Origin of the sequence: Agilicoccus flavus (assembly GCF_014857905.1) — a bacterium.
GTDB classification, from domain to species: Bacteria; Actinomycetota; Actinomycetes; order Actinomycetales; family Dermatophilaceae; genus Agilicoccus; species Agilicoccus flavus.
In genome coordinates, this window is the sequence record NZ_JACYXE010000003.1 from 156,444 (window position 1) to 180,270 (window position 23,827).

Below are 23,827 nucleotides of genomic sequence, written 5' to 3' on the forward strand. Positions count from 1 at the left end.
TCGTTCCTGTCGCTACGGGCCGATGCGAGGTCATGGGGCTCACGCCGCCTTCTTGCCGAGCCACACCGCGGCACCGAGCATCACGGGAATGGCGATGAGCCAGAAGAAGAAGCCGTCGCCGACCGGGCCGAAGTTGCCGAGCGCGTGACCGCCGGGGTTCTCGTTCTTGTCGAGGAAGTGCAGGTAGGCGATGACGTCGCGCTTGGCCTCGGGGTCGAGGTTGGTCTCGTTGAACACCGGCATGGACTGTGGACCCGTGACCATGGCCTCGTAGATGTGCTTCCCCTCGATGTCCTTCAGCGGCGGGGCGTACTTGCCCCGCGTCAGGGCGCCACCGGATCCGGCGAAGTTGTGGCACATGGCGCAGTTGACGCGGAAGATCTCGCCACCGCGGGCGATGTTGCCGCCCTGGCCGCTGGCGTACTTCTCGTCGGGGATGCCGGGGCCGGGGCCCAGCGACGTGACGTAGGCGGCCATCTGGTCGATCTGCGTCTGGTTGAAGTACACGGGCTCGGTCCGCTGGGCCTGGACTCCGGGGGCGGCGAGCGGCATGCGCCCGGTGCCGACCTGGAAGTCGACCGACGCGGCGCCGACGCCGGCCAGGCTCGGCCCAGTCTTCGTACCCTGGCCGTTCGCGCCGTGGCACGTGGCGCAGTTCGCGAGGAAGAGCTTCTTGCCGGCTTCGACGTCCTGCGCGCTCACCTGCGGCGCGCCGGCCTGGGCGCGCTGCATTGGGGACAGGACGGCGAAGAGCCCGCCGACGGTGATGAGCCCGACGACGAGGAGGGCGATGAGGGCCGCGGGGTGCCGGCGACGGGCGGCGAGTGCTTTCACGGGGCTGTCCTTGGCGTCGGGGGCTGCTGCGTGCGTGGCGGGGTTCGACAGGGCGCGTCCGGCCGGCGCGGGCCGGGACGCAGCGCCAGGGGTCATTTGAGGATGTAGATCGTGGCGAACAGCGCGATCCACACGACGTCGACGAAGTGCCAGTAATACGAGGTGACGATGGCGCCCGTGGCGTGCCGGTGCGTGTACTGCCGCGTGGTGAAGCTCCGACCGATGATGAGCAGGAACGCCACGAGGCCGCCGATGACGTGGATCCCGTGGAAGCCGGTCGTCATGTAGAAGGCGGAGCTGTACGCGTCGGTGTTGAGCGCGACGTTCTCGTGCGTGAGCTCGGCGTACTCCAACACCTGGCCGGCCACGAAGACGCCACCGAAGAGGTAGGTGAGGACGTACCACTCACGCATGCCCCAGCGCTTGAGGTCGAACAGCTTGCCCGTGCGCGAGGGGATGCCCTGCTCGGCCTTGAAGACGCCGAGCTGGCACCACACCGAACTGATCACGAGGATCAGGGTGTTGATCGTCGCGAACGGGACGTTGAGCTTGGCCGTCTCCTCGGCCCACACGTCGGGGCGGGTGGCCCGCAGCGTGAAGTAGATCGAGAACAGACCCGCGAAGAACATGAGTTCGCTGGAGAGCCACACGATGGTGCCCACCGCCGCCATGTTCGGACGTGTCACGGGGCCGTGCCCCGGCGCGGTCGGCGGGTGATGGCCGCCGTGCGCGCCGGCGGCGGGGACTGGAGTCGAGGAAACGGTCGCCACGCACACCATTATGGCCGCATTCGGGCGCGGATGCGGCGCGGGGGGTCACGAGACGCGCCGGAAGTTCGGACCGGACGCTCGCCCCCGCACGGGATCGGTGACCGGCGACGTCGAGACGACGGGTTCGTGTCCGAGTCGTGACCTGACGTCGTGACCGGCGGCGGCGCTCGCTCCACGGCCGACGACGCCATCGTGCCCGAGCCGCACCGGCGGAGCCTGGGCGCTTCCGGGGTGTCGCCTGGGAGGCGGAGGTGGCCCCGACGGCCCGTCGACCCGTCGGCCCGGCGCCGCGCGCTTGTCGCGGCCGGACCGGGGGGAGACCGTAGGATCGCGGCATGAGCGGGTCCGAGTCCTCCCAGTCCGGTGCCACTGCCACCGCAACGACGTCCTCGACGGCTGCGCCGACCGCACCGACCGCACCGACCGCACCGGCGGCGCCGGGCGCCGGGGCACGCCCGGTCGCCCGGTCGTTGCGCGTCCTCGTCTACAGCGACGACGTCGCGACCCGGGAGGCGGTTCGCCTCGCGGTCGGCCGTCGCCCGGCTCGCGACGTCGAGGTCGGCGAGTGGTACGAGTGCGCGACCTCGGACGCGGTGCTCACGGCGGACCCGACGCGCATCGACCTCTACATCCTCGACGGCGAGGCCGTCCCCTACGGCGGCCTCGGCGTCTGCCGCGAGCTCAAGCACAGCGTGTACGAGTGCCCCCCGGTCATCGTGCTCGTGGGGCGACCTCAGGACGGCTGGCTCGCGTCGTGGTCCTACGCCGACCGCGCGGTGTCGCTGCCCGTGGACCCGGTGACCCTGTGCGAGGCGGTCGCGGACCTCGGCCGGGACGGCACGCCCACGCAGGCCGCGGACCCGTCCGCGCGGGCCCACCGATGACGGGGCCGGACCCGCGCACCACCTGGCCCGACGTCCTCACGACGCTGCTCGCGGGTGAGGACCTCGACGCGCACCGCGCCGGCTGGGCCATGGACGAGATCATGAGCGGCAACGCCACCGCGGTCCAGGTCGCCGGCTTCCTCGTCGCCCTCCGGAGCAAGGGCGAGACGATCGACGAACTGCGGGCCGTCGCCGACACCATGCTCGCCCACGCCCACCGGATCGAGGTGCCCGGCGACTGCATGGACATCGTGGGAACGGGCGGCGACCGGGCCAACACGGTGAACATCTCGACCATGGCGGCGATGGTCGTGGCCGCGGCCGGCGTGACCATCGTCAAGCACGGCAACCGGGCCGCGTCATCGAAGTCGGGAACCGCCGACTGCCTCGAGGCGCTCGGCATCGACCTGAGCGTCGGTCCCGAGCGGGTCGCCGAGGTCGCGCAGCGGGCGGGCATCACCTTCTGCTTCGCGCAGCTCTTCCACCCGTCGATGCGTCACGCGGCCGTGCCGCGCGCCGAGCTGGGCATCCCCACGCTCTTCAACGTCCTCGGTCCGCTCACCAACCCGGCCCAGCCGCGCTACGCGGCGGTCGGGGTGGCCCGGGCCGACATGGCGCCGCTCGTGGCCGGCGTCTTCGCCGCTCGCGGGAAGCGCACCGCGGTGTTCCGCGGCGACGACGGCCTCGACGAGGTGACGGTGTCGACGACCTCCCGCGTGTGGTGGGCCTCGGGCGAGGCCGGCGACTCGGTCCGGGAGTTCGTCGTGGACCCGGAGCGCCTCGGCGTGTCGCCGGCTCCTCTGTTGAGCCTTCGGGGCGGTGACGGTCGGCACAACGCCGGTGTCGTCCTCGACGTCTTCGGCGGCGCGACGGGGCCGATCCGCGACGCGGTGGTCCTCAACGCCGCCGTCGCGCTCGCCGTCGCCTCGGGCGACCCCGTCACGGACCAGGACGAGTTCACGGCCGCGCTCGAACGCGGCATGGTGCGCGCCGCCGAGGCGATCGACTCCGGCGCCGCGTCGGCGACGCTCGCGCGCTGGCGCGACGTGTCCACGCAGGCCGCCTCGCGCTGAGCGGGCGGACCCGACCGACCGCGCCGCTCAGTCGAGCCCGATGGAGAACGCGGCCTCGAGGTCGACGCGGCTGTAGGCGCGGAACGCGATGTGGGTCTGGGTCGCGGTCACGCCGGGGGTCTTGTTGATCCGGTCGGCGATGACGTCGGCGAGCTGCTCGTGCTCGCTCACGCGCACGAGCACGATGAGGTCGCAGTCGCCGGTGACGGAGTAGACCTCGCTGACCCCGTCGATGTCGGCCAGGGCCTGGGCCACCTCGGGGATGCGGGCGACGTCGGCGTTGACGAGGACGATGGCGGTGATCACACCGTCACTGTAGACCGCGACCCGCCGCCCGGCCCGGCTCCGAGCGCCGGACCCGGCCGCTCCGCCGCGGGCGGACCGCACGCGGACCCGGCGTCGTCGACGGGGCCAGACCCGTCCGGGCTCGGCGGGGGCGGGTCGAGCCGCAGCACCGCGGAGCCCGCGCCGTGGGCGGGACTCGCCCAGGTGCCGTCGAGCTCCACGATGCGGACCCCGTCCTCGCCGAGCCAGCGCAGGAGGAGGTCGGTCTCGTCGGGCAGCGCGGCGGGCGCCGGGGCGACCGGGGGAGCGACCACCTCCGCGGTGGCGAGCAGGGCGTCGATGTACGGCATCGGATCGGCGCCGCGCGGGGAGGTGGTCGTCCCGGCCAGGCGGCCGTGGCGGATGCACACGACCTCCCAGCCGCCGACGGGGCGGCGGCGAGCGGCGACGAGCTGAGGGGCCCGGGCGAGCGGCGCGAGCCGCTGGGCCCGGGCGCAGGCCCGCACGAGCGCGTGGGTGCGATCCCGGATCACGGCCGCGTCCTCGTAGCGTTCGGAGGCGGCCAGCTCGCTCATGCGGCGCCCGAGCCGGGCGAGCACCTCGCGCCCGTCGCCGGAGAGCATCCCGGCGGCGAGCGCGGCCACGTCGGCGTACTCGGCGACGCTCTGGCGGCCGTCGCAGGGCGCGCCGCACCGGTCGAGCTCGGCGAGCGCGCACGCGGGGCTGACGCGCTGCGGGGACAGCCGGGTGGTGCACCGACGCAGCGGGATCGCCTCGTGCAGGGCGTTCACGGCCGACCGGGCGACCTCCCGGGTCGCGAAGGGCCCGGCGTAGACGGCGCCGTCGTCGCGGACCTCGTGGACGATCGACAGGCGCGGGAAGGCCTCCACGGTGAGCTTGAGCCACGGCCGACGATGCGGGCGCGTGGAGCGGCGGTTGTAGGGCGGCGCGGCGTCGGCGATGAGGCGCAGCTCGCGGACCTGCGCCTCGAGCGGGGTGGCGCACACGATGGGCCGGACGCGCTCGGCCAGGCCGACCATCTCGCCCATGCGCCGGCGGGTCTCGGAGGCGGTGAAGTAGGTCCGGACGCGGCGACGGATGTCGGTGGACGTGCCGACGTACAACGGTCGGCCCCGCCGGTCCTCGAACACGTAGACCCCGGGGGCGGAGGGGAGGGCGTCGGCGAGGTGCCGTTTCCGACGCTGGGCGGGGGTGACGCGGGAGGTGAACGTGGCGAGGTCCTCGAGCGTGGCGACGCCGAGGTTGCCGACCCGCTCGAGGAGCCCGTGGAGGACGTCGACGGTGGCGCGGGCGTCGTGCAGGGCCCGGTGATCGGGGGTGACGGAGGCGCCGAAGTACCGCGCCAGCGAGGAGAGCTTGTGGTTGCCGCACTCCTCCCGCGGGACGACCTGGCGGGCGAGGTACACGGTGTCGAGCACGTCGGCCCGGGGCCACGGCAGGTCGAGCCGGGCGGCGTTGGCCTTGAGGAAGCCGATGTCGAACGGCGCGTTGTGCGCCACGAGGACGGCGCCCCGCGCGAACTCGAGGAAGCCGGGGAGGACGGAGGCGATGCGGGGCGCGTCGGCCACCATCGCGTCGGTGATGCCGGTGAGGACGGCGATGAACGCCGGGATGGTCTCGCCGGGCTTGACGAGGGTCGCGAACTCGCCCAGGACCTGCCCTCCGCGGACCTTGACCGCGCCGATCTCGGTGATGTCGCACCCCCTCGGATCGGACCCCGTCGTCTCGAGGTCGACCACCACGAAGGTCACCTCGGACAGCGGGGTGCCCAGATCGTCGAACGTGCCCTGTACCGCGTGCATGGGCCGGACGCTAGGGGCCGCCACCGACAAGGTCGTCGGGACTTCCCCTCTCGGAGCGGGGGGAGAAGGGCCGCGGGACCGACGTCGGCGACCTTGTCGGTGGCGGCCCCTAGCGTCGTTCTCGACGAGGACATCGACCGCCAAGGAGGCCCGTCATGTTGATCGACTGCCAGAGCTGCCCCGGCCGGTCCCGCCTGTGCGGTGACTGCGCCCTCGCACCGTTGCTGCTCGCCCCGACCACGGGGCTCCCGCTCGATCCGGCGGAGGCCGACGCGGTGACCACGTTCGCGTCGCTGGGTCTCATCTCCACCGCCGAGGCGATGACGGTGCGAGCGCGCCACGAGCCGACGGCGGCGCGCGCCGCCGGCTGATCGCCCGGCCCGCTCGCCGCGGCCGCGCCGGCTCAGCCCTGGCGGCCCACGTGGGCGTTGTCGTAGAGCGAGTCGATCGCGTCGGCGAAGTCGGCGGTGACGACGTTGCGCTTGAGCTTCATCGACGGCGTGAGGTGGCCGCTCTCCTCGGTGAAGTCGCCGGGGAGGATGACGAACTCACGGATGGACTCCGCCCGGCTCACCGTCTGGTTGGCCCGGTCGACGGCCATCTGGATGTGCTCGCGCACGAACGGGTCGTCGACCGCGGACTCCGCCGTCAGGTCGGCGCGTCCGTGCGAGGCGCCCCACCCCTGCACCATCTCGGGGTCGATGGTCACGAGCGCGCCCACGAACGGGCGCCCGTCCCCGACGACGAGGCACTGACCCACGAGCGGATGCGCCCGGACGACGTCCTCGAGCCCGGCCGGCGACACGTTCTTGCCGGCCATCGTCACGATGATCTCCTTCGAGCGGCCGGTGATGCGCAGACAGCCGTCGTCGTCGATCTCACCGAGGTCGCCGGTGCGGAACCACCCGTCGTCGGTCATCGCCTCCCGGGTGGCCTCGTCGTTGTCGTGGTAGGCCCGGAAGACCCCGACCCCGCTGACCTGCACCTCGCCGTCGTCGGCGACCCGGATGCCCACGCCCGGCAGCGGCCGGCCCACCGTGCCGACCTTCGTCATCGACGGGGTGCACACGTTGGTGGGGGCGGTGGTCTCGGTGAGCCCGTACCCCTCGAGGATCGTCAGCCCGATCCCGCGGAAGAAGTGGCCGAGGCGTTCGCCCAGGGGAGCGCCCCCCGAGACGGCGAACTGCACCTTGCCGCCCATGAGGGCCCGCAGCTTGCGGTAGACGACGAGGTCGAGGGCGGCGTGCCGGACCCGCAGCGGCACCGAGGGGCCGCCGCTGTCGAGCGACCGGCTGTACGCGATGGCGGTCCGGGAGGCGATCGCGAAGAGCCGGGCCTTGCCCTGGGCCCGCAGCTTGGTGTCGGTGGCGTTGTAGATCTTCTCGAAGACCCGGGGCACCGCGAGCAGGAAGGTCGGCTCGAAGGAGCCGAGGTCGTCCATGAGGTTCTTCACGTCGGGGGAGTGACCCACCCGCATCCCCGACATGACGGCGACGACCTGGATGAGCCGCGCGAGCACGTGCGCCAGGGGGAGGAACAGCAGCGTGGCGGATCCCTCGCCGGCGACGATCTCGGGGAGCGAGGCGCAGACGTTCTCCGAGAGGAGGACGAAGTTGCCGTGCGTGAGTTCGCACCCCTTCGGCCGGCCGGTCGTGCCCGAGGTGTAGATGATCGTCGCGAGATCGTCGAGGGTGGCGCCGGTCCGCCGGGCCTCGTGGTCGGCGTCGGTCACCTCGGCCCCGGCGGCGGTGAGCTCGTCCAGGGCGCCTCCGTCGATGTGCCACACGTGCGCGAGGTGCGACTGGGAGTCCCGCACCCGCGTCGCGAGGACGAGGTGGTCGGTCGACTCGACGAACAGGGCCACGATCCCGGCGTCCTGCACGATCCACTCGAGCTGGTGCTCGGAGGAGGTCTCGTAGATCGGGACCGGCACGGCCCCCGCCGACCAGATGGCGAAGTCGAGCAGCGTCCACTCGTATCGCGTGCGGCTCATGATGCCGACGCGGTCGCCCGGGCCGATGCCCGCGGCCATGAGCCCCTTCGCGACACCGGTCAGCTCCGAGAGGAAGGCGGCGGCGGTGACGTCGTGCCACAGGTTGCCCTGGCGGCGTCCGAAGACGACCCGGTCCGGGAAGCGCCTCGCGTTGTGGACCGGGAGGTCCGACAGGTTCGCGGCCGCGCCGGACCCGGCCCGGGGGAGCGGGGGAACGACGATCTCGCGCATGGGGTCCTCTTCGTCGGGGATGGTGGATCCGTGAGCCCGGCCTGACGACCGGGTGCCCGGCGTGGGTCCGACGACCGCTCGGGGTGCGTCGCGGGACGTCCGCCGCCCTGTCCCGAATCTACCCGAGGGGCCCCGGAGCAGCGCGTCCGTGGGTCGTGGAGGGGCCCGGCCGAGGAGGGCGCCGGGCTCGCGCAGGCGGGAACGGGGTCAGCCGGGTGCCGGCCCACCGGTCGTCGTGGTGGCCGGTGACCCGGACGGATAGGTTGGGCCCCATGCCGGAGCAGACCGTGGCCGACGTCCTCATCGACGCGCCCGCCGACCTCGTCCTCGACGTCATCGGCGACATCGCGGCCTACCCGGACTGGGCGGACGGGGTGCGGTCGGCGGAGGCGCTCGACGAGGACGAGTCGGGCTGGCCCCGGCGGGCGCGGTTCACCGTGTCCTCGAGCGCACTGTCCGACACCTACGTCGTCGCCTACTCCTGGGACGTCGCGGAGGACGGCACGGGGGTCGTGTCCTGGACCCTCGAGTCGAGCCGGGTGCTGTCGGCGATGGAGGGCAGCTACACGCTCGCGCACTCCGGCGGCCCCGGGGGAGGCGGTGGGACGGCGGTCACCTATCGGCTCGCCGTCGACCTGCTCGTCCCGCTGCCCGGGATGCTGCGCCGCCGGGCGGAGAAGACGATCACCTCGACCGCGCTGGCGTCCCTCCGCCGGCGCGCGGGCGAGGTGAGCGTCACGTGAGCGCCGCGCACGAGGCCCCGCCCGACGTCGTGGGTCTCGAGTCCGCGCTCCTCGTCGAGGCGCTGCTGGCCGGGTCGCCGGGTCGGACCGGCCCACGACGTCGGCCCCGGGCGGACCGCGGCGATGCCCCCGGGGGCCGGGCCCCCGGCGACGACGCCGAGGCCGGCCGCCCTCCGGGCGTCACGGACCGGAACGCCAGGGACGCCGGGGACGCCGGGGACTCGCCGATCGACACCGACGCACAGGCCCGCGCCTGCCCCACCTGCGGGGCCCCCCGGGCCGAGCGGACCGGGGCGGCCGGCCCGGGCGCACGGCCCGACGCGACCCGTGCGGCGTGCCCGTGGTGCCGCGCGGGTCGGGCCTGGGCGTCACGTGCCCCCTCGACCCTCGCCTCCCTGGCCGACGCCGTCGACCTCGTGGCGCAGGGCCTGCGCGCTGCGGCCGACGCCCTGCGCGTCGACGCCGACCCGGACCCGCCCGCGGGCCGGCCGACGCCGAACTCGCACCGCACGGAGCACGGACACACGCATCCACACCCAGGGGACCCAGCGCGCCCCGCCGACGAAGGGAACGTCCGATGACCGCGACGATCGGGATCGACATCGGGGGCACGAAGATCGCCGCGGCGGTCGTCGACGAGCACGGCGCCATCGTCGAGAAGACGCGGACGCCCACGACGGCGTCGGACCCCGACGCGATCATCGAGGCGACCGCCGAGCTCGCCCGCGAGCTCGGCTCGCGTCACGAGGTCAGCGCCGTCGGCGTCGCGTGCGCCGCGTTCATCGACCGCGAACGCTCCACGATCCGCTTCGCCCCGAACATCTCGTGGCGGGACACCCCGGTCAAGAAGCTCCTCGAGGACCGGATCGAGATGCCCGTCGTCATCGAGAACGACGCCAATGCCGCGGCGTGGGGCGAGTTCCTCTACGGGCCCGCCCACGACCGTGACGACATGGTGCTCATCACGGTCGGCACCGGCGTCGGCGGCGGCGTCGTCATCGACGGTCAGCTCCTGCGCGGCGCCTTCGGGATCGGGGCCGAGCTCGGCCACGTCCGGATGGTGCCCGACGGGCTGCTGTGCGGGTGCGGCAGCCGGGGTTGCCTCGAGCAGTACGCGAGCGGGAACGCGCTGGTCCGCGAGGCGCGCGAGCTCGTCCGCAGCTCACCGACGATGGCCCGCGAGCTCGTGCGGCGCTGCGGCGGTGACGCCGAGAAGCTCACGGGCCCCGACGTCACCGAGGCCGCCCTGGCCGGCGACGAGCCGGCCGTGGAGCTGCTCGCCACCCTCGGGGGGTGGATCGGGCAGGGCGCGGTGAGCATCACCGCGGTCCTCGACCCGAGCATGTACGTCATCGGCGGCGGCGTCGTCACCGCGGGAGACCTGCTCCTCGAACCCGCCTCGCGGGCCTACCACCGCGGCCTCGGTGGCCGCGGCTTCCGGCCGGAGGCGACGTGGGCGCTCGCGAGCCTCGGCAACGACGCCGGCGTCATCGGCGCCGCCGCCCTCGCGCGGGACGGGAACGCATGAGCGCGTCGTACGCCATCGGGATCGACATCGGGGGCACGAAGGTCCTCGGCGGGCTCGTCGACGAGGGGGGTCGCATCGTCCACCGCGCCCGGCGCGACACCCCCGACCGCTCCAAGAGTCCCCGGGTCGTCGAGGACACCATCGTCTCGGTCGTCGACGAGCTCCGCGCCCACGCCGCCGACCCCGGCGGCCACGTGAGTGGCGAGGTGAGCGCCGTCGGCATCGGTGCGGCCGGGTTCGTCGGGGCCGACATGGCCACCGTGGTCTTCGCGCCGCACCTGTCGTGGCGCAACGAGCCGCTGCGCGACGCGCTGACCCATCGCGTGGGGCTGCCCATCGTCGTCGACAACGACGCCAACGCCGCCGCGTGGGCGGAGTGGCGGTTCGGGGCGGCCCGCGGCGAGACGCATCTCGTCATGATCACGCTGGGGACCGGCATCGGTGGCGGCCTGCTCATCGACGGTGCGCTGCACCGCGGCAAGTTCGGCATCGCCGCCGAGTTCGGGCACATGCAGGTCGTCCCCGACGGGCACCGCTGCGAGTGCGGCAACCGCGGCTGCTGGGAGCAGTACGCGAGCGGCAACGCCCTCGTGCGGGAGGCGCGGTCGATGATCGCCGCCCAGTCACCGGTCGCCGCGGACCTCGCGGTACGGGCGCAGGAGGCGGGCGGCCTGACCGGCCCGCTCATCACCGAGGCCGCCAAGGCCGGCGACCCCACCGCGCGCGAGCTGCTGGCCGAGGTCGGCCACTGGCTCGGCGTCGGCATCGCGAACATCGCCGCCGCGCTCGACCCCGGTCGGTTCGTCATCGGCGGCGGCGTGAGTGCCGCCGGGGAGCTGCTCATCGAGCCGGCGCGGGACACGTTCCGCCGCAAGCTCACCGGCCGGGGCTACCGCCCCGAGGCCCTCGTGGTGGCGGCGGCGCTCGGCAACGACGCCGGTCTCATCGGGGCGGCCGATCTCGCGCGGTCGACGACCCGCTGACCCGCGGGGTGACCCGTCCACCGGCGTCCGGGCACGGTCACACGACGGCGCCGTCGTCGCCGTTCTCGTCGTCGTCCTCCGAGGCGCGGCGGCGCGGCAGCCGCGACACGAGCAGCCCGAACCCGCCCACGGTGAGCAGCACGGCGAGCAGCATGGTCAGCCGGGAGCCGTACGGCTGGGCCACGACGAGGTAGAGCAGCCAGATCGGGCCGACGACGAGACCGAGGAGCGCGCCCCAGAACGTGAGGTCGCCGCGCGGCAGCGGCGCCGGGGTGGGCGGGACGAACTCGCCCTCGTCGTCCTCCGCCGGGGTGTGGGCGCGCCACGCGGCCTGCCCGCCGCCCGCCACCGGCGGCGTCGGGAGCGCGGGCGGGGCCCCGTGTGCCGGTGGGCGGGACGGGGCGGCGGCCTCCGGGCCGGACGGGTGATCCGGCCGCTGCGAACCCCGGGGGTCGTCGGCGGTCTCGGGGCGCGCGCCGGGGATCTCCTTCTCACGCGCGCCGTGGTCGACCGTGTCCTGGTCGCCTGCGCCCTGGTCACCCGCGCCGCGGGCACCCGCGTCGCGTCGTCCGGCGCCATCGTCCCTGTCGGGACCGCCGTCCGGATCGCCGGCGTCGGCGTCCGGGCCGCCGGCCGAGGGGGCGGGCCCGGGAGAGGGGCGGTCGGCGTCGCGCGGTCCCGCGGCCGGCTCGTCGAAGCGGGAGACGATGTCGGCGAACAGGGCGTCGTAGTCGGGCCCGTCGTCGGAGCCGGGGCGGGGGAGGGTCACGACGCGGCCCGCTGCGCGGCGAGCGAGCGCACGAACGCGATCGTCTCGTCGGTGACGAGATCCGCGTCGTGGTCGAGCGTCGCGACGTGGAAGGAGTTCGCGAGCTCCACGCGGCGGACGTCGGCGGTGACGTGCTCGGCGAACAGCGCCGCGCTGGACGCGGGCACGACGTGGTCGACGGCTGAGGTCATGAGCAGGACCGGGCAGGTGATCCGGTCCAACCGCGCGACGGTGTGCCGCCACAGCCGGGTCTGGGAGTGCAGCGCCGCCAACGGGATCCGGGAGTAGGCGAGCTCGGGCTCGCCGTCGCGCAGGCGGCGGTCGTCGCTGATGCCCGCGAGGGAGGGGAGCAGGTGGCGCAGGACCGGCAGGGCGAGCATCCGCGGGTCGTCCACGCGGAAGGCGGGGTTGACCAGCACGAGACCGTCGACGACGTCCGCGTGGTCCGCGGCCGCCAGCGAGGCGAGGGTCCCGCCCATCGAGAGTCCGGCGACGACGACGACGCGGCAGCGGGACGCCAGGTCGGCGAGCTCGTCCTCGACCGCGGCGTACCACTGCGTCCAGGAGGTGCGCGCGAGGTCCTCCCAGGCGGTGCCGTGCCCGGGCAGGAGGGGCAGCCGCACGGTGAAACCGGCCTCGGCGAGGGCGCCGGCCCATCCCCGCAGGCTCTGCGGCGTGCCGGTGAAGCCGTGGCAGAGCAGGACGCCCACGTCGGAACCGTCGTGCGAGAACGGTTCGGCGCCGGCGAGCATCGGGGCGGCCGGGTGCGACCGCGACCGTGACCTCCACACCTGTGACCACACCTCCGACTCACCCCGCCCGACCCCGGTCCTGTCGCATTCTTGCACCCCACGACACGCTGCGCCCGCCCCGTGGCCTCCCGTAGAGTGCAGGCGGGTCCGACGGCGCAGGGAGCGGCACATGCTGTATTGGTTCTTGAAGGTCGTCGTCCTCGGACCGGCCCTGAAGCTGCTGTTCCGGCCCTGGGTGGAGGGCGCCGAGAACGTGCCCCGCGAGGGTGGCGCGATCCTCGCGAGCAACCACCTCTCGTTCTCCGACTCGATCTTCCTGCCGCTCGTGCTCTCGCGGCGCATCACCTTCCCCGCGAAGATGGAGTACTTCACCGCGCCCGGCGTGAAGGGCCGCCTCAAGGCCCTCTTCTTCCGCGGCACGGGGCAGATCCCCATCGACCGCTCGGGCGGGTCGGCCAGCCAGGCGGCGATCGAGGCCGGCCTCGCCGTCCTGCGCCGCGGTGAGCTGTTCGGCATCTACCCCGAGGGCACCCGCTCGCCGGACGGGCGCCTCTACCGCGGCAAGACGGGTGTGGCGCGGATGGCGCTCACGGCCGGGGTCCCGATCATCCCCGTCGCGATGATCGACACCGACAAGGCGCAGCCGACCGGGCAGAAGATCCCCAACATCACCCGCGTGGGAGTGCGCTTCGGCGAGCCGATGGACTTCTCGCGCTACGCCGACCGGGTCGACGACCGCGCCGTGCAGCGCGAGATCACCGACCAGGTCATGGCCGAACTCGCCCGCCTCTCGAACCGCCCCTACGTCGACGAGTACGCGGCGACCCGCAAGGAGCAGCTCGCGGCCCGGGCGGAGGAGCTCGTCCGGTCCGCCCGCGCCGAGACAGCCGCCGCCGCGGCCAAGGCGGAGGAGTTCCTCGCCACCGCGCGGCTGGAGTCGGCCGCCAAGGCCGAGCAGATCATCACCACGGCGAGGTCGGAGTCGGCCGCGGCCGCCGCCCGCGCCGAGGAGATGGTCCGCACCGCGCGCACCCGGTCCCGGCTGCGCCGGGAGGACGGCGACGCGCTGCGGGAGGACGAGGACGCGCCGCCGGAGAGCGACGACGTGCCTGCCGAGGACGTGGCCGCCCCGCGGGAGAGCGGCGACGTCGCCGCCGCCGGCACTGCGGACCGCAGCGACCCCTCCGACGGCCGGCTCCCGGGCGAGCACGAGCGGGGCCCGCAGCGGCCCTGAGCCGTCCTCGGCCGTCCGGAACGTCCGTCTCGCCGGTCGAGGTGGTGGACCGGCGGGTTCACCTGCCGTCTACGCTGGTCCGGTGAGCACGAACGCACCCTTGTCCTGGCCCGACCTGCCGGCCCGCCAGCAGCCCCCGTGGCCGGACGCCGAGGCCCTCGCCACCGCAACGGCCTCCCTGGCCTCGTTCCCCCCGCTCGTCTTCGCCGGCGAGTGCGACGTCCTGGCCGCCCGGTTGGCCGAGGCGGCCCGCGGCGAGGCGTTCGTCCTCATGGGCGGGGACTGCGCCGAGACCTTCGCCTCGGCGACCGCCGACAACATCCGTGACCGGATCAAGACCCTCCTGCAGATGGCGGCCGTCCTCACCTACGGCGCGAGCACGCCGGTGGTCAAGCTCGGGCGCATGGCCGGGCAGTACGCCAAGCCGCGCAGCAAGGACGCCGAGACGCGCGGCGACGTCTCCCTCCCCGTCTACCGGGGCGACCTCGTCAACGACTTCGAGTTCACCCAGGCCGCCCGGACCCCCGACCCCGATCGCCTCGTGCAGGCGTACCACGCGAGCGCCGCCACCCTGAACCTCGTCCGGGCCTTCACGCAGGGCGGGTTCGGCGACCTCCGGTTCGTCCACGAGTGGAACCGCGGCTTCATCGCCAACGCGGCCAACGCCCGGTACGAGCGGATGGCCGGCGACATCGACAAGGCCATGCGCTTCATGGCGGCCTGCGGCGTCGACTTCGAGGCCATGCGCCGCGTCGACCTCTGGTCGGCCCACGAGTCGCTGGTCCTCGACTACGAGCGCCCCCTGACGCGGATCGACTCCCGCACTGGGCGGCCGTACGCGACCTCCGGGCACTTCCTGTGGGTCGGCGAGCGCACGCGCGACATCGACGAGGCCCACATCGACTACATCTCGCGGGTGACGAACCCGGTGGGTGTCAAGGTGGGCCCGACCGCCGACCCCGACGACATCCTCGCGATCGCGCGGAAGGTCGACCCCGACCGCACGCCGGGCCGGCTCACGTTCATCACCCGCATGGGCGCCGGCCGCATCCGCGAGGCGATGCCCCCGATCGTCGAGGCCGTGACCGCGGCCGGCGTCGAGGTGACGTGGGTGTGCGACCCCATGCACGGCAACACGATCGAGGCGTCCAACGGGTTCAAGACCCGCCGGTTCGACGACATCGTCGACGAGGTGCGCGGGTTCTTCGAGGTGCATCGCGCCCTGGGCACCCACCCCGGCGGCATCCACGTCGAGCTCACGGGCAACGACGTCACCGAATGCCTCGGCGGGGTCATGGAACTGTCCGACACCGACCTCGAACTCCGGTACGAGACGGTGTGCGATCCCCGCCTGAACCATCAGCAGAGCCTCGAGCTCGCGTTCGTCGTCGCCGAGATGCTCGCCGAGGGCAACCCCGCGGGAGCCATGGTGAGCGGCTCCGGGTCCACCCAGGTCTGAGACCCGTCGATGAGCCGCGCCGACGACGACCCGCTGGGCATCACCCAGCCCCGGCCGCTGCCCCCCGGGCAGCGGCGGGCCGGCGTCCTGCGCCCCATCCACTACGGCCGGGTGCCGCGGATCGCCCTCGACCGGTGGCGCTTCACGGTCGAGGGCGAGACGGCCGACGGCGGGATGACGCAGTTCTCGTGGGAGACGCTGAACGAGCTCGGCCACACCGAGGTGACGGTGGACCACCACTGCGTGTCGCGGCGGACCGTGCAGGACGTCACGTGGGGCGGCATCCCGTGTCGCGCGCTGATCGACGCGGCGCCGCCGGCCGCGTCGGCCGTCCACGTCGTCGCCGCGGCCGCGTACGGGTACCACGCCAACGTCACCGTCGACGACCTCCTGTCGCCGCGGGCGCTGCTCGCCACCCACCTCGACGGCGAGCCGCTGCCGCCGGAGCACGGGTGGCCGCTCCGCCTGATCCTGCCCCACCTCTACGGCTGGAAGGGGCCCAAGTGGCTCCTCAGCCTCGAGTACTCCACGGCGCCGCGGCGCGGCTTCTGGGAGCAACAGGGGTACCACTTCACCGGCGACGTCTGGCGCGAGGAGCGGTACTCCCACCAGGAGTGAGCCCTCACACCACGCGCAGGGTGACGGTGCTGCCGCGCGGCGCCTGGGCGCCGGCCGCGGGGTCGGTGGAGTGGGCCGTGCCGAAGAGCCCGCCCGCGATCCGGCTGATCTTGACCTCGAACCCGGCCGCGGTGAGGGCCGCCCGGGCCTTCTGCTGGTCCAGGCCGCGGACCGTGGGCACCGCGACGAGATCGGGGCCCTTGCTCACGACGACGCTCACGGTGTCGCCGCGGTGGATCGTCGAGGGGCCGGGCTTCTGCGAGACGACGTCGCCCTTGTCGACGGAGGTGGAGAACTCCTCGCCGGAGACCGTGACCGTCACGTCCTTGCCGGCGAACAGCTCGCGGACGTCGGCCAGGGAGTCGCCGCGCACGTCGGGCAGGGTGAGGGGTTCGCGTCCCCTGCTGACGACGAGCCCCACCCGGGTGCCCGGCCGGACCGAGGTGCCCACGGCCGGCGTGGCGGCGACGACCTGCCCGGCGGGGACCTGTTCGTCGAAGGCCTGGGTGACCGCCCCCGCGACCAGCTTGGTTCCCTGGAGGGCCTGCGCGGCCTGGGCGGGGGCCTGGCCGGAGACGTCGGGGACGCGGTAGCGCTCCGGCCCCCGGGAGACGACGAGGGTGACGAGCGACCAGCGGTGGCCCGACTCTCCGGCCGTGGGGTGCGTCGTCACGACGTCACCAGCCGAGACCGTCTCGGAGAACTCCTCGGCGGTCGCCGTCCGGAAGCCGGCGTCCTCGATCGAGACCACCGCGCTGCCCGCGTCTGCGCCGCTCACGTCGGGAACGGCGCGGGCGGATCCGGGCCCGATCCCCACGAACCAGGCGGCGACGAGCAGAGCCGTGAGCAGGATCCCGGCGACCAGCGGCCCGCGTCGCCGCCGGCGCCCGCTCTCGACCGCCCCGGCGCCGCGACCGCCCGCACCCGAGCCGTCGGCCGCGGCGGCGTCGGCGGCGATCCGTGGCCCGGCGGTGGCGCCGCCGGATCGGCCCGGCAACGGCAGGCGGCGGGTCGACCTCGCGACGCGGCCCGTGTCGACGGGGCCGCGCCCGGCGGTCGGGTCGCCCGCCTTGTCGTGGGAATCGGGCCGCGAGGCGAGGTCCGCCTCGGTGAGGCCGCTCCGGGCGGCCTGCAGGGCCGCGCGGAGGGCGGCGGCGTCCACGGACCGCTCGTCCGGGTCGCGGGAGGTGGCGGCGACGACGACCTCGTCGAGGGCGGCGGGCACGCCGGGCGCCCGCCGGGACGGTGGCGGGACGTCCACGTGCACGTGTTGGTAGGCGATGTGGATGGGGGAGTCCCCGGTCACCGCGGGACGGCCCGTCAGCATCTCGTGCAGCACGAGCCCGGCCGCGTAGACGTCGCTGCGGGCGTCGGCGATCCCGCGCTCGACCTGTTCCGGGGCGAGGTAGGCGACGGTTCCGAGGACGCCGCCGAGCCCCGTCGTCATCGTCTGGGCGCTCACGGCTCGCGCGAGACCGAAGTCGGCGACCTTGACGACCCCGTCGGGGCCGATGAGGACGTTCTCGGGTTTGACGTCGCGGTGGATGAGGCCGCAGCGGTGCGCCGCGGACAGCGCCGAGAGCAGGTCGTCCGCGACGTCGAGGGCCTCGCGCACGCTCAGCGGTCCCGCGTCGAGGCGGTCGCGCAGCGTGAACCCGTCGACGAACTCCATCGTGAGGAAGACGACGTCGTCGTCCTGCCCCTGGTCGTGGACGGCGACGACGTGCGGGTGCGAGAGGCGCGCCGCCGAGCGCGCCTCCTTGCGGAAGCGCTCGACGCACGTGGGGTCCCGGGCGAGATCCTCGCGGACGACCTTGAGTGCGACGTCCCGGTCGAGCCGCTCGTCGACGGCGAGGTAGACCGACCCCATCCCACCGTCCGCCACGTGGCGGACGACGCGGTACCGGCCGTCGACCAGACGGTCGATCAGCCCGGGAGCGGGTGGGGACGACACGGGCCAGAGTCTAGGCGCGGGCGCCGCGGCGGCGCGGGAGGCGGCGGTGCGCGTCGTGGGGCCGCGGCGGCGTGCTCACATCCGCTCGCGATGGGAGAGAACGGATTCCACGTACGCCTGGGTGTCGTCGAAGAGGCCGTTCGCGCGCACGGACGCGAGGCCCTGATAGTAGGCGGCGACCGCTTCGCGCTCGCTGCTCGCGCTGCGCAGGAGGCTGCGCAGGAGCCCGACGCCGCACGTGATGTTGTCGCGCGTGGCGAGCAGGTCGAGGTCCCGGCCCACGTGGGTGCCGACCCAGCGGCCGGTCGACGGCAGACACTGCATGACACCGATGGCGTTCTTCTCCGACACGGCCCGCTGTGACCAGCGGGACTCCTGCCAGCCGACCGCGAGCGCGAGCGACGGGTCGACCCCGTGCCGGCGGGCGGCCGCCACGATCATGTCGCGGACCTGGGTGCGCGACGGCAGGCGCACCGTCTCGAGATGGGCCCGGTTGGCCCGGGCGGCCGCGGTCACCCGCGGGTGGATGCCGGAGGCGGCGGTCGCGGCCGGGGCGTCGGCCCGCACCCCGACGACGCGCAGGCGCATGCCCGGGTGCAGGGTGACGCCGGGCGCCAGGTCGTTGGCCTTGAGGAGGCTCGCGCGGGACACGCCGTGACGGGCGGCGAGGGTGCCGATCCCGTCGCCCGGGCGCACGGTGACGATCCGGGTCCGCATCCGCGCCGCGTCCGAGCGTGCCGAGGCGGTCCGCGCCTTGACGCGGTCCCGGCCCGCCGGGACGACCAGGCGTCGGCCGGGCAGGACCCGCCGCGGGTCGGTGAGCCCGTTCGCGGCGAGGAGCGCGTCGGTGCCCACCCCGAAGCGCTCGGCGATCGCGCCGATCGTGTCGCCGGGACGGACGACGTAGCCGGAGTCGCGGCCCGAGCCAGCACGCCGATCGTCCCCGCCGGGGCCCTCGCCGCCGGCCGGCGCGGTGCGGGGCACGAAGATGGCCTGGCCGGGACGGAGCACGGTCGAGGCGGGCATCCCGTTGCGGGCGGCCAGCGCGTCGACGCTCGTGCGGTGCCGCAGCGCGATCTCGAAGAGGGTGTCCGAGGAGCGGATCTCGTACGTGCCCCACCCGTGGGGGGCGGGTCGTGCCTGCAGGGCGCGCACGTGCGCCACGGGCGTCACGTGCGACAGCTCGGCGAACGGGAGGGTGACGTGTGCGACCGGGGTCGAGGCGGGGCTCATCGGCGGAGGTCGTCCTTCCGGGTTGGGCGAGTCGCCGGAAACCTAACCCAGAGCCGGGTCGTCGCCGGGGAGCCGGTGCGGCACGTCGCCCGCGACTTTGGCACCCTGGTCCTCGTGCCGCACGACGACCCCACCTCCGCCGACCCGACCTCCGCCTCGACGCCCGCGTCCGCCGAACCGTCGGGGGGCCGAGCCCTCGACGCCCTCGTCGGCCGGTGGCTGTCCTACCCCGAGATCGCCGAGCTGGCCGGGGTGTCCCTGTCGCGCGTGCGCGGACTCGTCGCCGACCGCGAGCTCGTCGCGATCCGGCGCGGGAAGAACCGGGCCTGGTACGTGCCGGCGGACTTCGTCACCGCGGAGGGTCCGCGCCCCGAGGTGCGAGGCACCATCACCGTCCTGTCCGACGGCGGGATGAGCGACGAAGAGCTGCTCGAGTGGCTCTTCACCCCCGACGACACGCTGCCCGTGCCGGGCACGCCCATGAACTGCCTGCTCGCCGGGCACAAGACCGAGGTGCGCCGCCGCGCGATGGAGACGGCCTTCTGAGGAGCCGAGCCTTCTGACGACCGAGTCGGCAGAGGGTGATCGACCGGGCGCGAGCCCGTCGGAGCGCCCGCCCGAGCCCGCCGCCGGGAGCCGGCTCAGGCCGCGCGGACGGTGGAGAGGTCCGCGAGCTCGAGCAGCGCGTCGACCCCGCCGTCGCGCAGGCGCGTCGTGGACTCCAGGGCCTCGCGGGCGCCCCGGGTGCGCTCGGCGATCATGTCCTCGAGCGCGGCGAGCCCGCCCGAGTCCACGATGATCGCCCGCAGCCGGTCGACGTCCGCCGACGAGAGGTCCGCGCCGAGTCCGGCCTCGAGGTCGGCGGCGCCGGCGGCGTCCGCCAGCCCGAGCGTGAGCGCGACGAGCACGGTGCGCTTGCCCTCGCGCAGGTCGTCGCCCGCGGGCTTGCCCGTGGTGGACGGATCACCGAACACGCCGAGGATGTCGTCACGCAGCTGGAAGGCCTCGCCCAGGTCGAGCCCGAAGCGGGCCAGGGCGGCCCGGTCGTGCGCGTCGACCCCGCCGGCGTCGGCGCCGATGAGCAACGGTTGCTGCACCGAGTACCGGGCGCTCTTGTAGCGGATGACGCGCCGGGCCGCCTCGATCCGCCCCGCGGCGTCCAGGCCCGACCAACCGCGGGCCGCATCGAGGACGTCGAGGAACTGCCCGGCCATGAGCTGGGAGCGCATGTCGTCGAAGCACCGCCGGGCGCGCGCGAGCTCGGCCGGGGGGAGTCCGCAGGTGGCGAAGACCTCCTCGGACCACACGAGGCACAGGTCGCCGGCGAGGATCGCGCCCGCCTCGCCGAAGCGCTGCGCGTCGCCCGTGAACGCCCGGCGCCGGTGCAGGTCGGCGAGCGCGACGTGCGCCGTGGGGGCCCCGCGCCGGACGTCGCTGGCGTCCATGACGTCGTCGTGGAGGAGCGCGGCGGCCTGGAAGAACTCCATCGCGGTGGCGGCGCGGATCGCGGAGGCCTCGTCGCGGCCGCCGGCCGCGAGGTAGCCGACGTGGGTGAAGGCCGCCCGCAGGCGCTTGCCGCCCGTCATGAGCGACGCGACGGCGTCGACGAGCGGCCGGACGTCGGGGCCGAGCTCGGCGAGCACGTCGCCCTGGTGGGCGAGCTCGCGGTCGATCTCCTCCTGGACGCGACGACGCAGCAGGTCGATGTGCCAAGCGACGGTCAAAGTGGGGCCTCCTGCCGGTGTCGACCCCGAGCCTACGTCGTCGCGGCGCGCCCTACGCTGGGGCGTATGCCCGCGCCCGTGTCGATCCCCGAACTGCTCGCCTCCGGAACCCCCTCGTACAGCTTCGAGTTCTTCCCGCCCAAGGACGACGCGTCGGCCGAGCAGCTGTGGACCGCGATCCGCCGGCTGGAGCAGGCCGAGCCGACCTTCGTGTCGGTGACCTACGGCGCGGGCGGGACGACGCAGGACCGCACCGTGGCGATCACCGAGCGGATCGCGAGCGAGACGACGCTGCTCCCGCTCGCCCACCTCACGTGCGTCGGGGCGTCGGTGACCCAGCTGCGCGGGGTGATCGGCCAGTACGCCGCGGCCGGGGTGAAGAACGTGCTCGCGCTGCGCGGCGACCCGCCCGGCGACGTCCGGGCCACGTGGACCCCGCACCCGGAGGGTCTCACCCACGCCGACGAGCTCGTGGAACTCGTCCGTTCCCTCGGGTCGTTCTCGGTCGGGGTCGCGGCGTTCCCCGACGTCCACCCCGAGTCGGGCGACCTGCAGGACGACATCGACACGCTCGTGCGCAAGGCCGACGCGGGCGCGGAGTTCGCCGTCACGCAGATGGTCTTCGACGACGAGAGCTACCTGCGGCTGCGCGACGGCGTCGCCGCCCGGCGCGACCTGCCGATCATCCCCGGCCTCATGCCGGTGACGAACCTGCGGCAGATCGCCCGGATGACCGAGCTCATGGGCACCCCGCTACCGACCGGCGTCCTCGCGCGGCTCGAGGCCGTCGACGGCGACCCGGCCGCGGTGCGCGCCGAGGGCGTCGCCATCGCCACCGAGCTCGCCCAGCGGATGCTCGCGCAGGGCGCCCCGGGCGTGCACTTCATCACGATGAACCGCTCCACGGCCACGCTGGAGGTGTTCGACGCCCTCGTGGGCACCGGCTCCCTGACCGCGGTCTCGCCACCCGCGCTCGCGGCCATTGCCGTGCGGGACCGGGTGCGCGCCGCCGACGTCTGAGGCGGGGGCAGGGCCGAGTCCTGATCTTCGGCCCTCACCCCCGGCCGGAGGGTGGGCCCCCTCGGCGGAGGCGGAGCACGGCCCGGGTCGCGAGGATCCCGACGACCGCGCCGGCGAGCAGGAGGACCGCGGCGAGCCCGGCCGCGGCCAGGGGCGCGGCGGCCGCCAGACCCAGGACCCCGACGACCGTGAGGTCCTCGGCGCCGCTGACGACGACGTTGCTCACCGGCTCGGGGGAGAGGTTGACCCCCGCGCCCGTACCCCCGACTTCGTCAGGTGCGTGAGGAGGGCCGTGAGCCCGCCGGTGGCGGCCAGCACGGCCCCGGCGAGGGTCGAGGACTCGTGCCCGATGAGGTATCCGAGCGCCGCGCCGACGACCGGTCGGATCCCGAGGTGGACGGCGTCCCACACCGAGTCGAGGTAGGGGATCTTGTCGGCGACCGCCTCGAGGGCGAAGAGGATCGCGGCGACGACGATCACGTCGGTGCGACCGAGGACGTCCGGGACGGCCGCGACGTGGACGAACCGGTCGAGCAGGCCCATGACGAGGACGACCGCGTAGGCGTTGACGCCGCTGGCCCAGCCCGAGGTGAACGACCAGGCGAGGAGTTCGGCTCCCATGTGCACTCCGATCCGAGCGGGTCGATCCCGGCCGGACGTGAGGCGCCGGAGGATCGGCCGGCGGCGGAAGCCGACCGGACCTGTCGAGAACGCCGCTGCGCCCGGCGGCATTCCGGGGGCTCGGGAGTGATCCGCGGCCAGGGGCGGACGTGGGGGATCGGGGCGGGTGTCAGGGGCGGATCGGGGGCGGATCGAGGGCGGATCAGGGGGCGGATCAGGGGCGGGCATCGGGGGTGTGCGGCGCGGGATCTCGCAGGTCGCGACCTTGTCGGTGGCGGGGTCCAGGATGAGGCGCACATCGACCTCCCGGGCGGCGCGATCGTCTCCTTGACGGGCCGGGCGAAGAGCGGTGTACCCTCGTTTATCGAACATCAGTTCGAGGGCGGGTCCCCGTCGTCGACGGGGGCTGGGGTGAGGGATCGAGGCGTCCGGCGCGTGCCGGAGCGGACCGGGGAGAGGTGAGGGACATGCGTCGCTACGACGAGAGCGTCGACGTGAGGTGCGTGCCGGGCGCGGAGCTGCGGGCCAGGGTCGGTGCGCCGGCGCGCTCGGCGGCACTGCCGGTGCCCGACCGGAGCGGCCGCGGGCCCGGGGTCGTCCCGGGCGCCGTCGGGGATGCCGGGCCCGACGGTGACCGCGGCCACCCCGTTCGGAGCGGGCACGCCGGCCACGCGGGCCATGACGGGGCCGCCGGTCGTCCGGGCGCCGCGGACGCGGGCGGGTTCCGCGACGGTGACGAGGCGGCCTGGGAGCCCGACGAGCTCGTGCCCGACGCCTTCGTCTGGCGGGGCCGGCTCTACGTCGTGCGCCGCGTCCTCGGCCGGTGGGTCGAGCGCCGCCCGTGGTGGCGCACCGTGCTCGACGACCCGCGTCCTCGCGTCGGCGCGGGCACCCCCGCCGCGAGGGGAGCCGCCCGGGCCTTCCCCTCGGCCGGTCCGCCGGCCGAACCCGTCGTCGCGGAGCCCGCCGCCGCGCCGGGGGGCCTCACCCGCGCCGACCTCGAGGAGGCGGTGTGGCGGGTCGAGGCGGCTCCGGGCCGGCTCGCCCAGGTCGGGGTCTACGACCTCGCCGGCCATCCCGGTGGACCCTGGCGGCTGCGCCGGGTCAGCGACTGACCCGCCAGGGCGCGCGGCACCGCGACACGCCGCCCCGGCGGCGACGGCACGGCACGCGAGCACTCAGGCGACGGCACGGCAAGCAGGCAGGCGACGGCACGGCAGGCATCGACATCGTCGGTGCCGAGGGCGAAGGGGCGGCACGGCGATGGCGTACAGGACGACGACGAGGTCGAATACC

General features: G+C 74.6%; 25 protein-coding genes. 13 read left to right on the top strand and 12 right to left on the bottom strand.

All coding sequences use genetic code 11. The features are described from left to right. Positions 1-39: 39 nt before the first annotated feature. Both qcrC and ctaE read right to left on the bottom strand, forming a co-directional pair. Positions 40-834 (bottom strand): cytochrome bc1 complex diheme cytochrome c subunit, encoded by a 795-nt coding sequence (gene qcrC / locus ICW24_RS06535; RefSeq protein WP_226344915.1) that lies wholly within the window; start codon positions 832-834, stop codon positions 40-42. 92 nt (positions 835-926) lie between these two features. Next, positions 927-1,613, bottom strand: coding sequence for an aa3-type cytochrome oxidase subunit III (gene ctaE, locus ICW24_RS06540; protein WP_443588041.1), 687 nt, complete (start codon positions 1,611-1,613; stop codon positions 927-929). A 326-nt stretch (positions 1,614-1,939) separates the two neighbouring features. Between ctaE and ICW24_RS06545 the strand changes: the two genes are divergently transcribed. Next, positions 1,940-2,488, top strand: coding sequence for a hypothetical protein (locus ICW24_RS06545; RefSeq protein WP_307781300.1), 549 nt, complete (start codon positions 1,940-1,942; stop codon positions 2,486-2,488). Further along, positions 2,485-3,561, top strand: coding sequence for an anthranilate phosphoribosyltransferase (gene trpD / locus ICW24_RS06550; RefSeq protein ID WP_226344916.1), 1,077 nt, complete (start codon positions 2,485-2,487; stop codon positions 3,559-3,561). The genes ICW24_RS06545 and trpD overlap by 4 nt, the downstream gene beginning before the upstream one ends. A 27-nt stretch (positions 3,562-3,588) precedes the next feature. Here the strand turns inward: trpD and ICW24_RS06555 are convergent, their stop codons facing one another. Next, on the bottom strand, positions 3,589-3,867 hold the full coding sequence (locus ICW24_RS06555; RefSeq protein ID WP_226344917.1) for an Lrp/AsnC family transcriptional regulator: 279 nt from the start codon (positions 3,865-3,867) through the stop codon (positions 3,589-3,591). After that, complete coding sequence (locus tag ICW24_RS06560) at positions 3,864-5,669, bottom strand: DEDD exonuclease domain-containing protein (protein WP_226344918.1); 1,806 nt, start codon at positions 5,667-5,669, stop codon at positions 3,864-3,866. Before ICW24_RS06560 ends, ICW24_RS06555 begins: the two co-directional genes overlap by 4 nt. A 155-nt stretch (positions 5,670-5,824) precedes the next feature. Between ICW24_RS06560 and ICW24_RS06565 the strand changes: the two genes are divergently transcribed. Then, positions 5,825-6,040 carry a hypothetical protein gene (locus ICW24_RS06565; protein ID WP_226344919.1) on the top strand — a complete coding sequence of 72 codons (216 nt, stop codon included), beginning with the start codon at positions 5,825-5,827 and terminating at the stop codon, positions 6,038-6,040. Positions 6,041-6,072: 32 nt separating this feature from the next. Here ICW24_RS06565 and ICW24_RS06570 read toward each other — a convergent pair whose 3' ends face one another. After that, complete coding sequence (locus tag ICW24_RS06570; protein WP_226344920.1) at positions 6,073-7,893, bottom strand: AMP-dependent synthetase/ligase; 1,821 nt, start codon at positions 7,891-7,893, stop codon at positions 6,073-6,075. A gap of 272 nt (positions 7,894-8,165) precedes the next feature. Here ICW24_RS06570 and ICW24_RS06575 point away from each other — a divergent pair, with 272 nt between their 5' ends. Genes ICW24_RS06575 through ICW24_RS06590 form a run of 4 tightly spaced genes read left to right on the top strand, consistent with a single transcriptional unit; the run spans position 8,166 to position 11,147 of the window. Beyond that, a complete protein-coding gene (locus ICW24_RS06575) occupies positions 8,166-8,636 on the top strand; it encodes an SRPBCC family protein (RefSeq protein ID WP_226344921.1) in 471 nt (156 codons plus the stop codon). Continuing rightward, entirely contained in the window at positions 8,633-9,217 is a 585-nt protein-coding gene (locus ICW24_RS06580) for a hypothetical protein (RefSeq protein WP_226344922.1), read from the top strand. The genes ICW24_RS06575 and ICW24_RS06580 overlap by 4 nt, the downstream gene beginning before the upstream one ends. Next, positions 9,214-10,164, top strand: a complete 951-nt coding sequence (locus tag ICW24_RS06585; RefSeq protein ID WP_226344923.1) for an ROK family glucokinase — start codon at positions 9,214-9,216, stop codon at positions 10,162-10,164. Before ICW24_RS06580 ends, ICW24_RS06585 begins: the two co-directional genes overlap by 4 nt. Continuing rightward, positions 10,161-11,147, top strand: a complete 987-nt coding sequence (locus ICW24_RS06590) for an ROK family glucokinase (protein ID WP_226344924.1) — start codon at positions 10,161-10,163, stop codon at positions 11,145-11,147. Before ICW24_RS06585 ends, ICW24_RS06590 begins: the two co-directional genes overlap by 4 nt. Positions 11,148-11,184: 37 nt before the next feature. Here the strand turns inward: ICW24_RS06590 and ICW24_RS06595 are convergent, their stop codons facing one another. Together ICW24_RS06595 and ICW24_RS06600 are read right to left on the bottom strand one after the other, a co-directional pair. After that, entirely contained in the window at positions 11,185-11,916 is a 732-nt protein-coding gene (locus tag ICW24_RS06595; RefSeq protein WP_226344925.1) for a hypothetical protein, read from the bottom strand. Beyond that, positions 11,913-12,626, bottom strand: a complete 714-nt coding sequence (locus tag ICW24_RS06600) for an alpha/beta hydrolase (RefSeq protein WP_226344926.1) — start codon at positions 12,624-12,626, stop codon at positions 11,913-11,915. The genes ICW24_RS06595 and ICW24_RS06600 overlap by 4 nt, the downstream gene beginning before the upstream one ends. Positions 12,627-12,837: 211 nt before the next feature. Between ICW24_RS06600 and ICW24_RS06605 the strand changes: the two genes are divergently transcribed. The 3 genes from ICW24_RS06605 to ICW24_RS06615 all read left to right on the top strand — a co-directional run bounded on the left by ICW24_RS06605 (position 12,838) and on the right by ICW24_RS06615 (position 15,979). Then, on the top strand, positions 12,838-13,902 hold the full coding sequence (locus ICW24_RS06605) for a lysophospholipid acyltransferase family protein (RefSeq protein WP_226344927.1): 1,065 nt from the start codon (positions 12,838-12,840) through the stop codon (positions 13,900-13,902). An 82-nt stretch (positions 13,903-13,984) separates the two neighbouring features. After that, the gene (locus ICW24_RS06610; protein WP_226344928.1) at positions 13,985-15,361 is read left to right on the top strand and encodes a class II 3-deoxy-7-phosphoheptulonate synthase; all 1,377 of its coding nucleotides are present in this window, start codon (positions 13,985-13,987) and stop codon (positions 15,359-15,361) included. 9 nt (positions 15,362-15,370) lie between these two features. After that, positions 15,371-15,979, top strand: coding sequence for a molybdopterin-dependent oxidoreductase (locus tag ICW24_RS06615; protein WP_226344929.1), 609 nt, complete (start codon positions 15,371-15,373; stop codon positions 15,977-15,979). 4 nt (positions 15,980-15,983) lie between these two features. Here ICW24_RS06615 and pknB read toward each other — a convergent pair whose 3' ends face one another. Next, positions 15,984-17,933, bottom strand: a complete 1,950-nt coding sequence (gene pknB / locus ICW24_RS06620) for a Stk1 family PASTA domain-containing Ser/Thr kinase (RefSeq protein ID WP_226344930.1) — start codon at positions 17,931-17,933, stop codon at positions 15,984-15,986. 75 nt (positions 17,934-18,008) lie between these two features. Further along, on the bottom strand, positions 18,009-19,166 hold the full coding sequence (locus ICW24_RS06625; RefSeq protein WP_226344931.1) for a LysM peptidoglycan-binding domain-containing protein: 1,158 nt from the start codon (positions 19,164-19,166) through the stop codon (positions 18,009-18,011). A 75-nt stretch (positions 19,167-19,241) separates the two neighbouring features. Between ICW24_RS06625 and ICW24_RS06630 the strand changes: the two genes are divergently transcribed. Beyond that, on the top strand, positions 19,242-19,712 hold the full coding sequence (locus ICW24_RS06630) for an Rv2175c family DNA-binding protein (RefSeq protein ID WP_307781301.1): 471 nt from the start codon (positions 19,242-19,244) through the stop codon (positions 19,710-19,712). Positions 19,713-19,807: 95 nt separating this feature from the next. Here ICW24_RS06630 and ICW24_RS06635 read toward each other — a convergent pair whose 3' ends face one another. Then, positions 19,808-20,890 carry a polyprenyl synthetase family protein gene (locus ICW24_RS06635; protein ID WP_226344932.1) on the bottom strand — a complete coding sequence of 361 codons (1,083 nt, stop codon included), beginning with the start codon at positions 20,888-20,890 and terminating at the stop codon, positions 19,808-19,810. A 66-nt stretch (positions 20,891-20,956) separates the two neighbouring features. On the opposite strand from ICW24_RS06635, the gene metF reads away from it, so the two are divergent. After that, positions 20,957-21,910: a methylenetetrahydrofolate reductase [NAD(P)H] gene (metF, locus tag ICW24_RS06640; RefSeq protein ID WP_226344933.1), complete on the top strand. Its 954-nt coding sequence runs from the start codon at positions 20,957-20,959 to the stop codon at positions 21,908-21,910. 34 nt (positions 21,911-21,944) lie between these two features. On the opposite strand, the gene ICW24_RS19235 is transcribed toward metF, so the two are convergent. Together ICW24_RS19235 and ICW24_RS06645 are read right to left on the bottom strand one after the other, a co-directional pair. Then, positions 21,945-22,136, bottom strand: coding sequence for a hypothetical protein (locus ICW24_RS19235; RefSeq protein ID WP_307781302.1), 192 nt, complete (start codon positions 22,134-22,136; stop codon positions 21,945-21,947). Continuing rightward, the gene (locus ICW24_RS06645; RefSeq protein ID WP_264176297.1) at positions 22,133-22,531 is read right to left on the bottom strand and encodes a DUF4126 domain-containing protein; all 399 of its coding nucleotides are present in this window, start codon (positions 22,529-22,531) and stop codon (positions 22,133-22,135) included. Before ICW24_RS06645 ends, ICW24_RS19235 begins: the two co-directional genes overlap by 4 nt. 467 nt (positions 22,532-22,998) lie before the next feature. Here ICW24_RS06645 and ICW24_RS06650 point away from each other — a divergent pair, with 467 nt between their 5' ends. After that, positions 22,999-23,646, top strand: a complete 648-nt coding sequence (locus ICW24_RS06650; RefSeq protein ID WP_226344934.1) for a DUF6504 family protein — start codon at positions 22,999-23,001, stop codon at positions 23,644-23,646. The last annotated feature ends 181 nt before the right edge of the window (positions 23,647-23,827 follow it).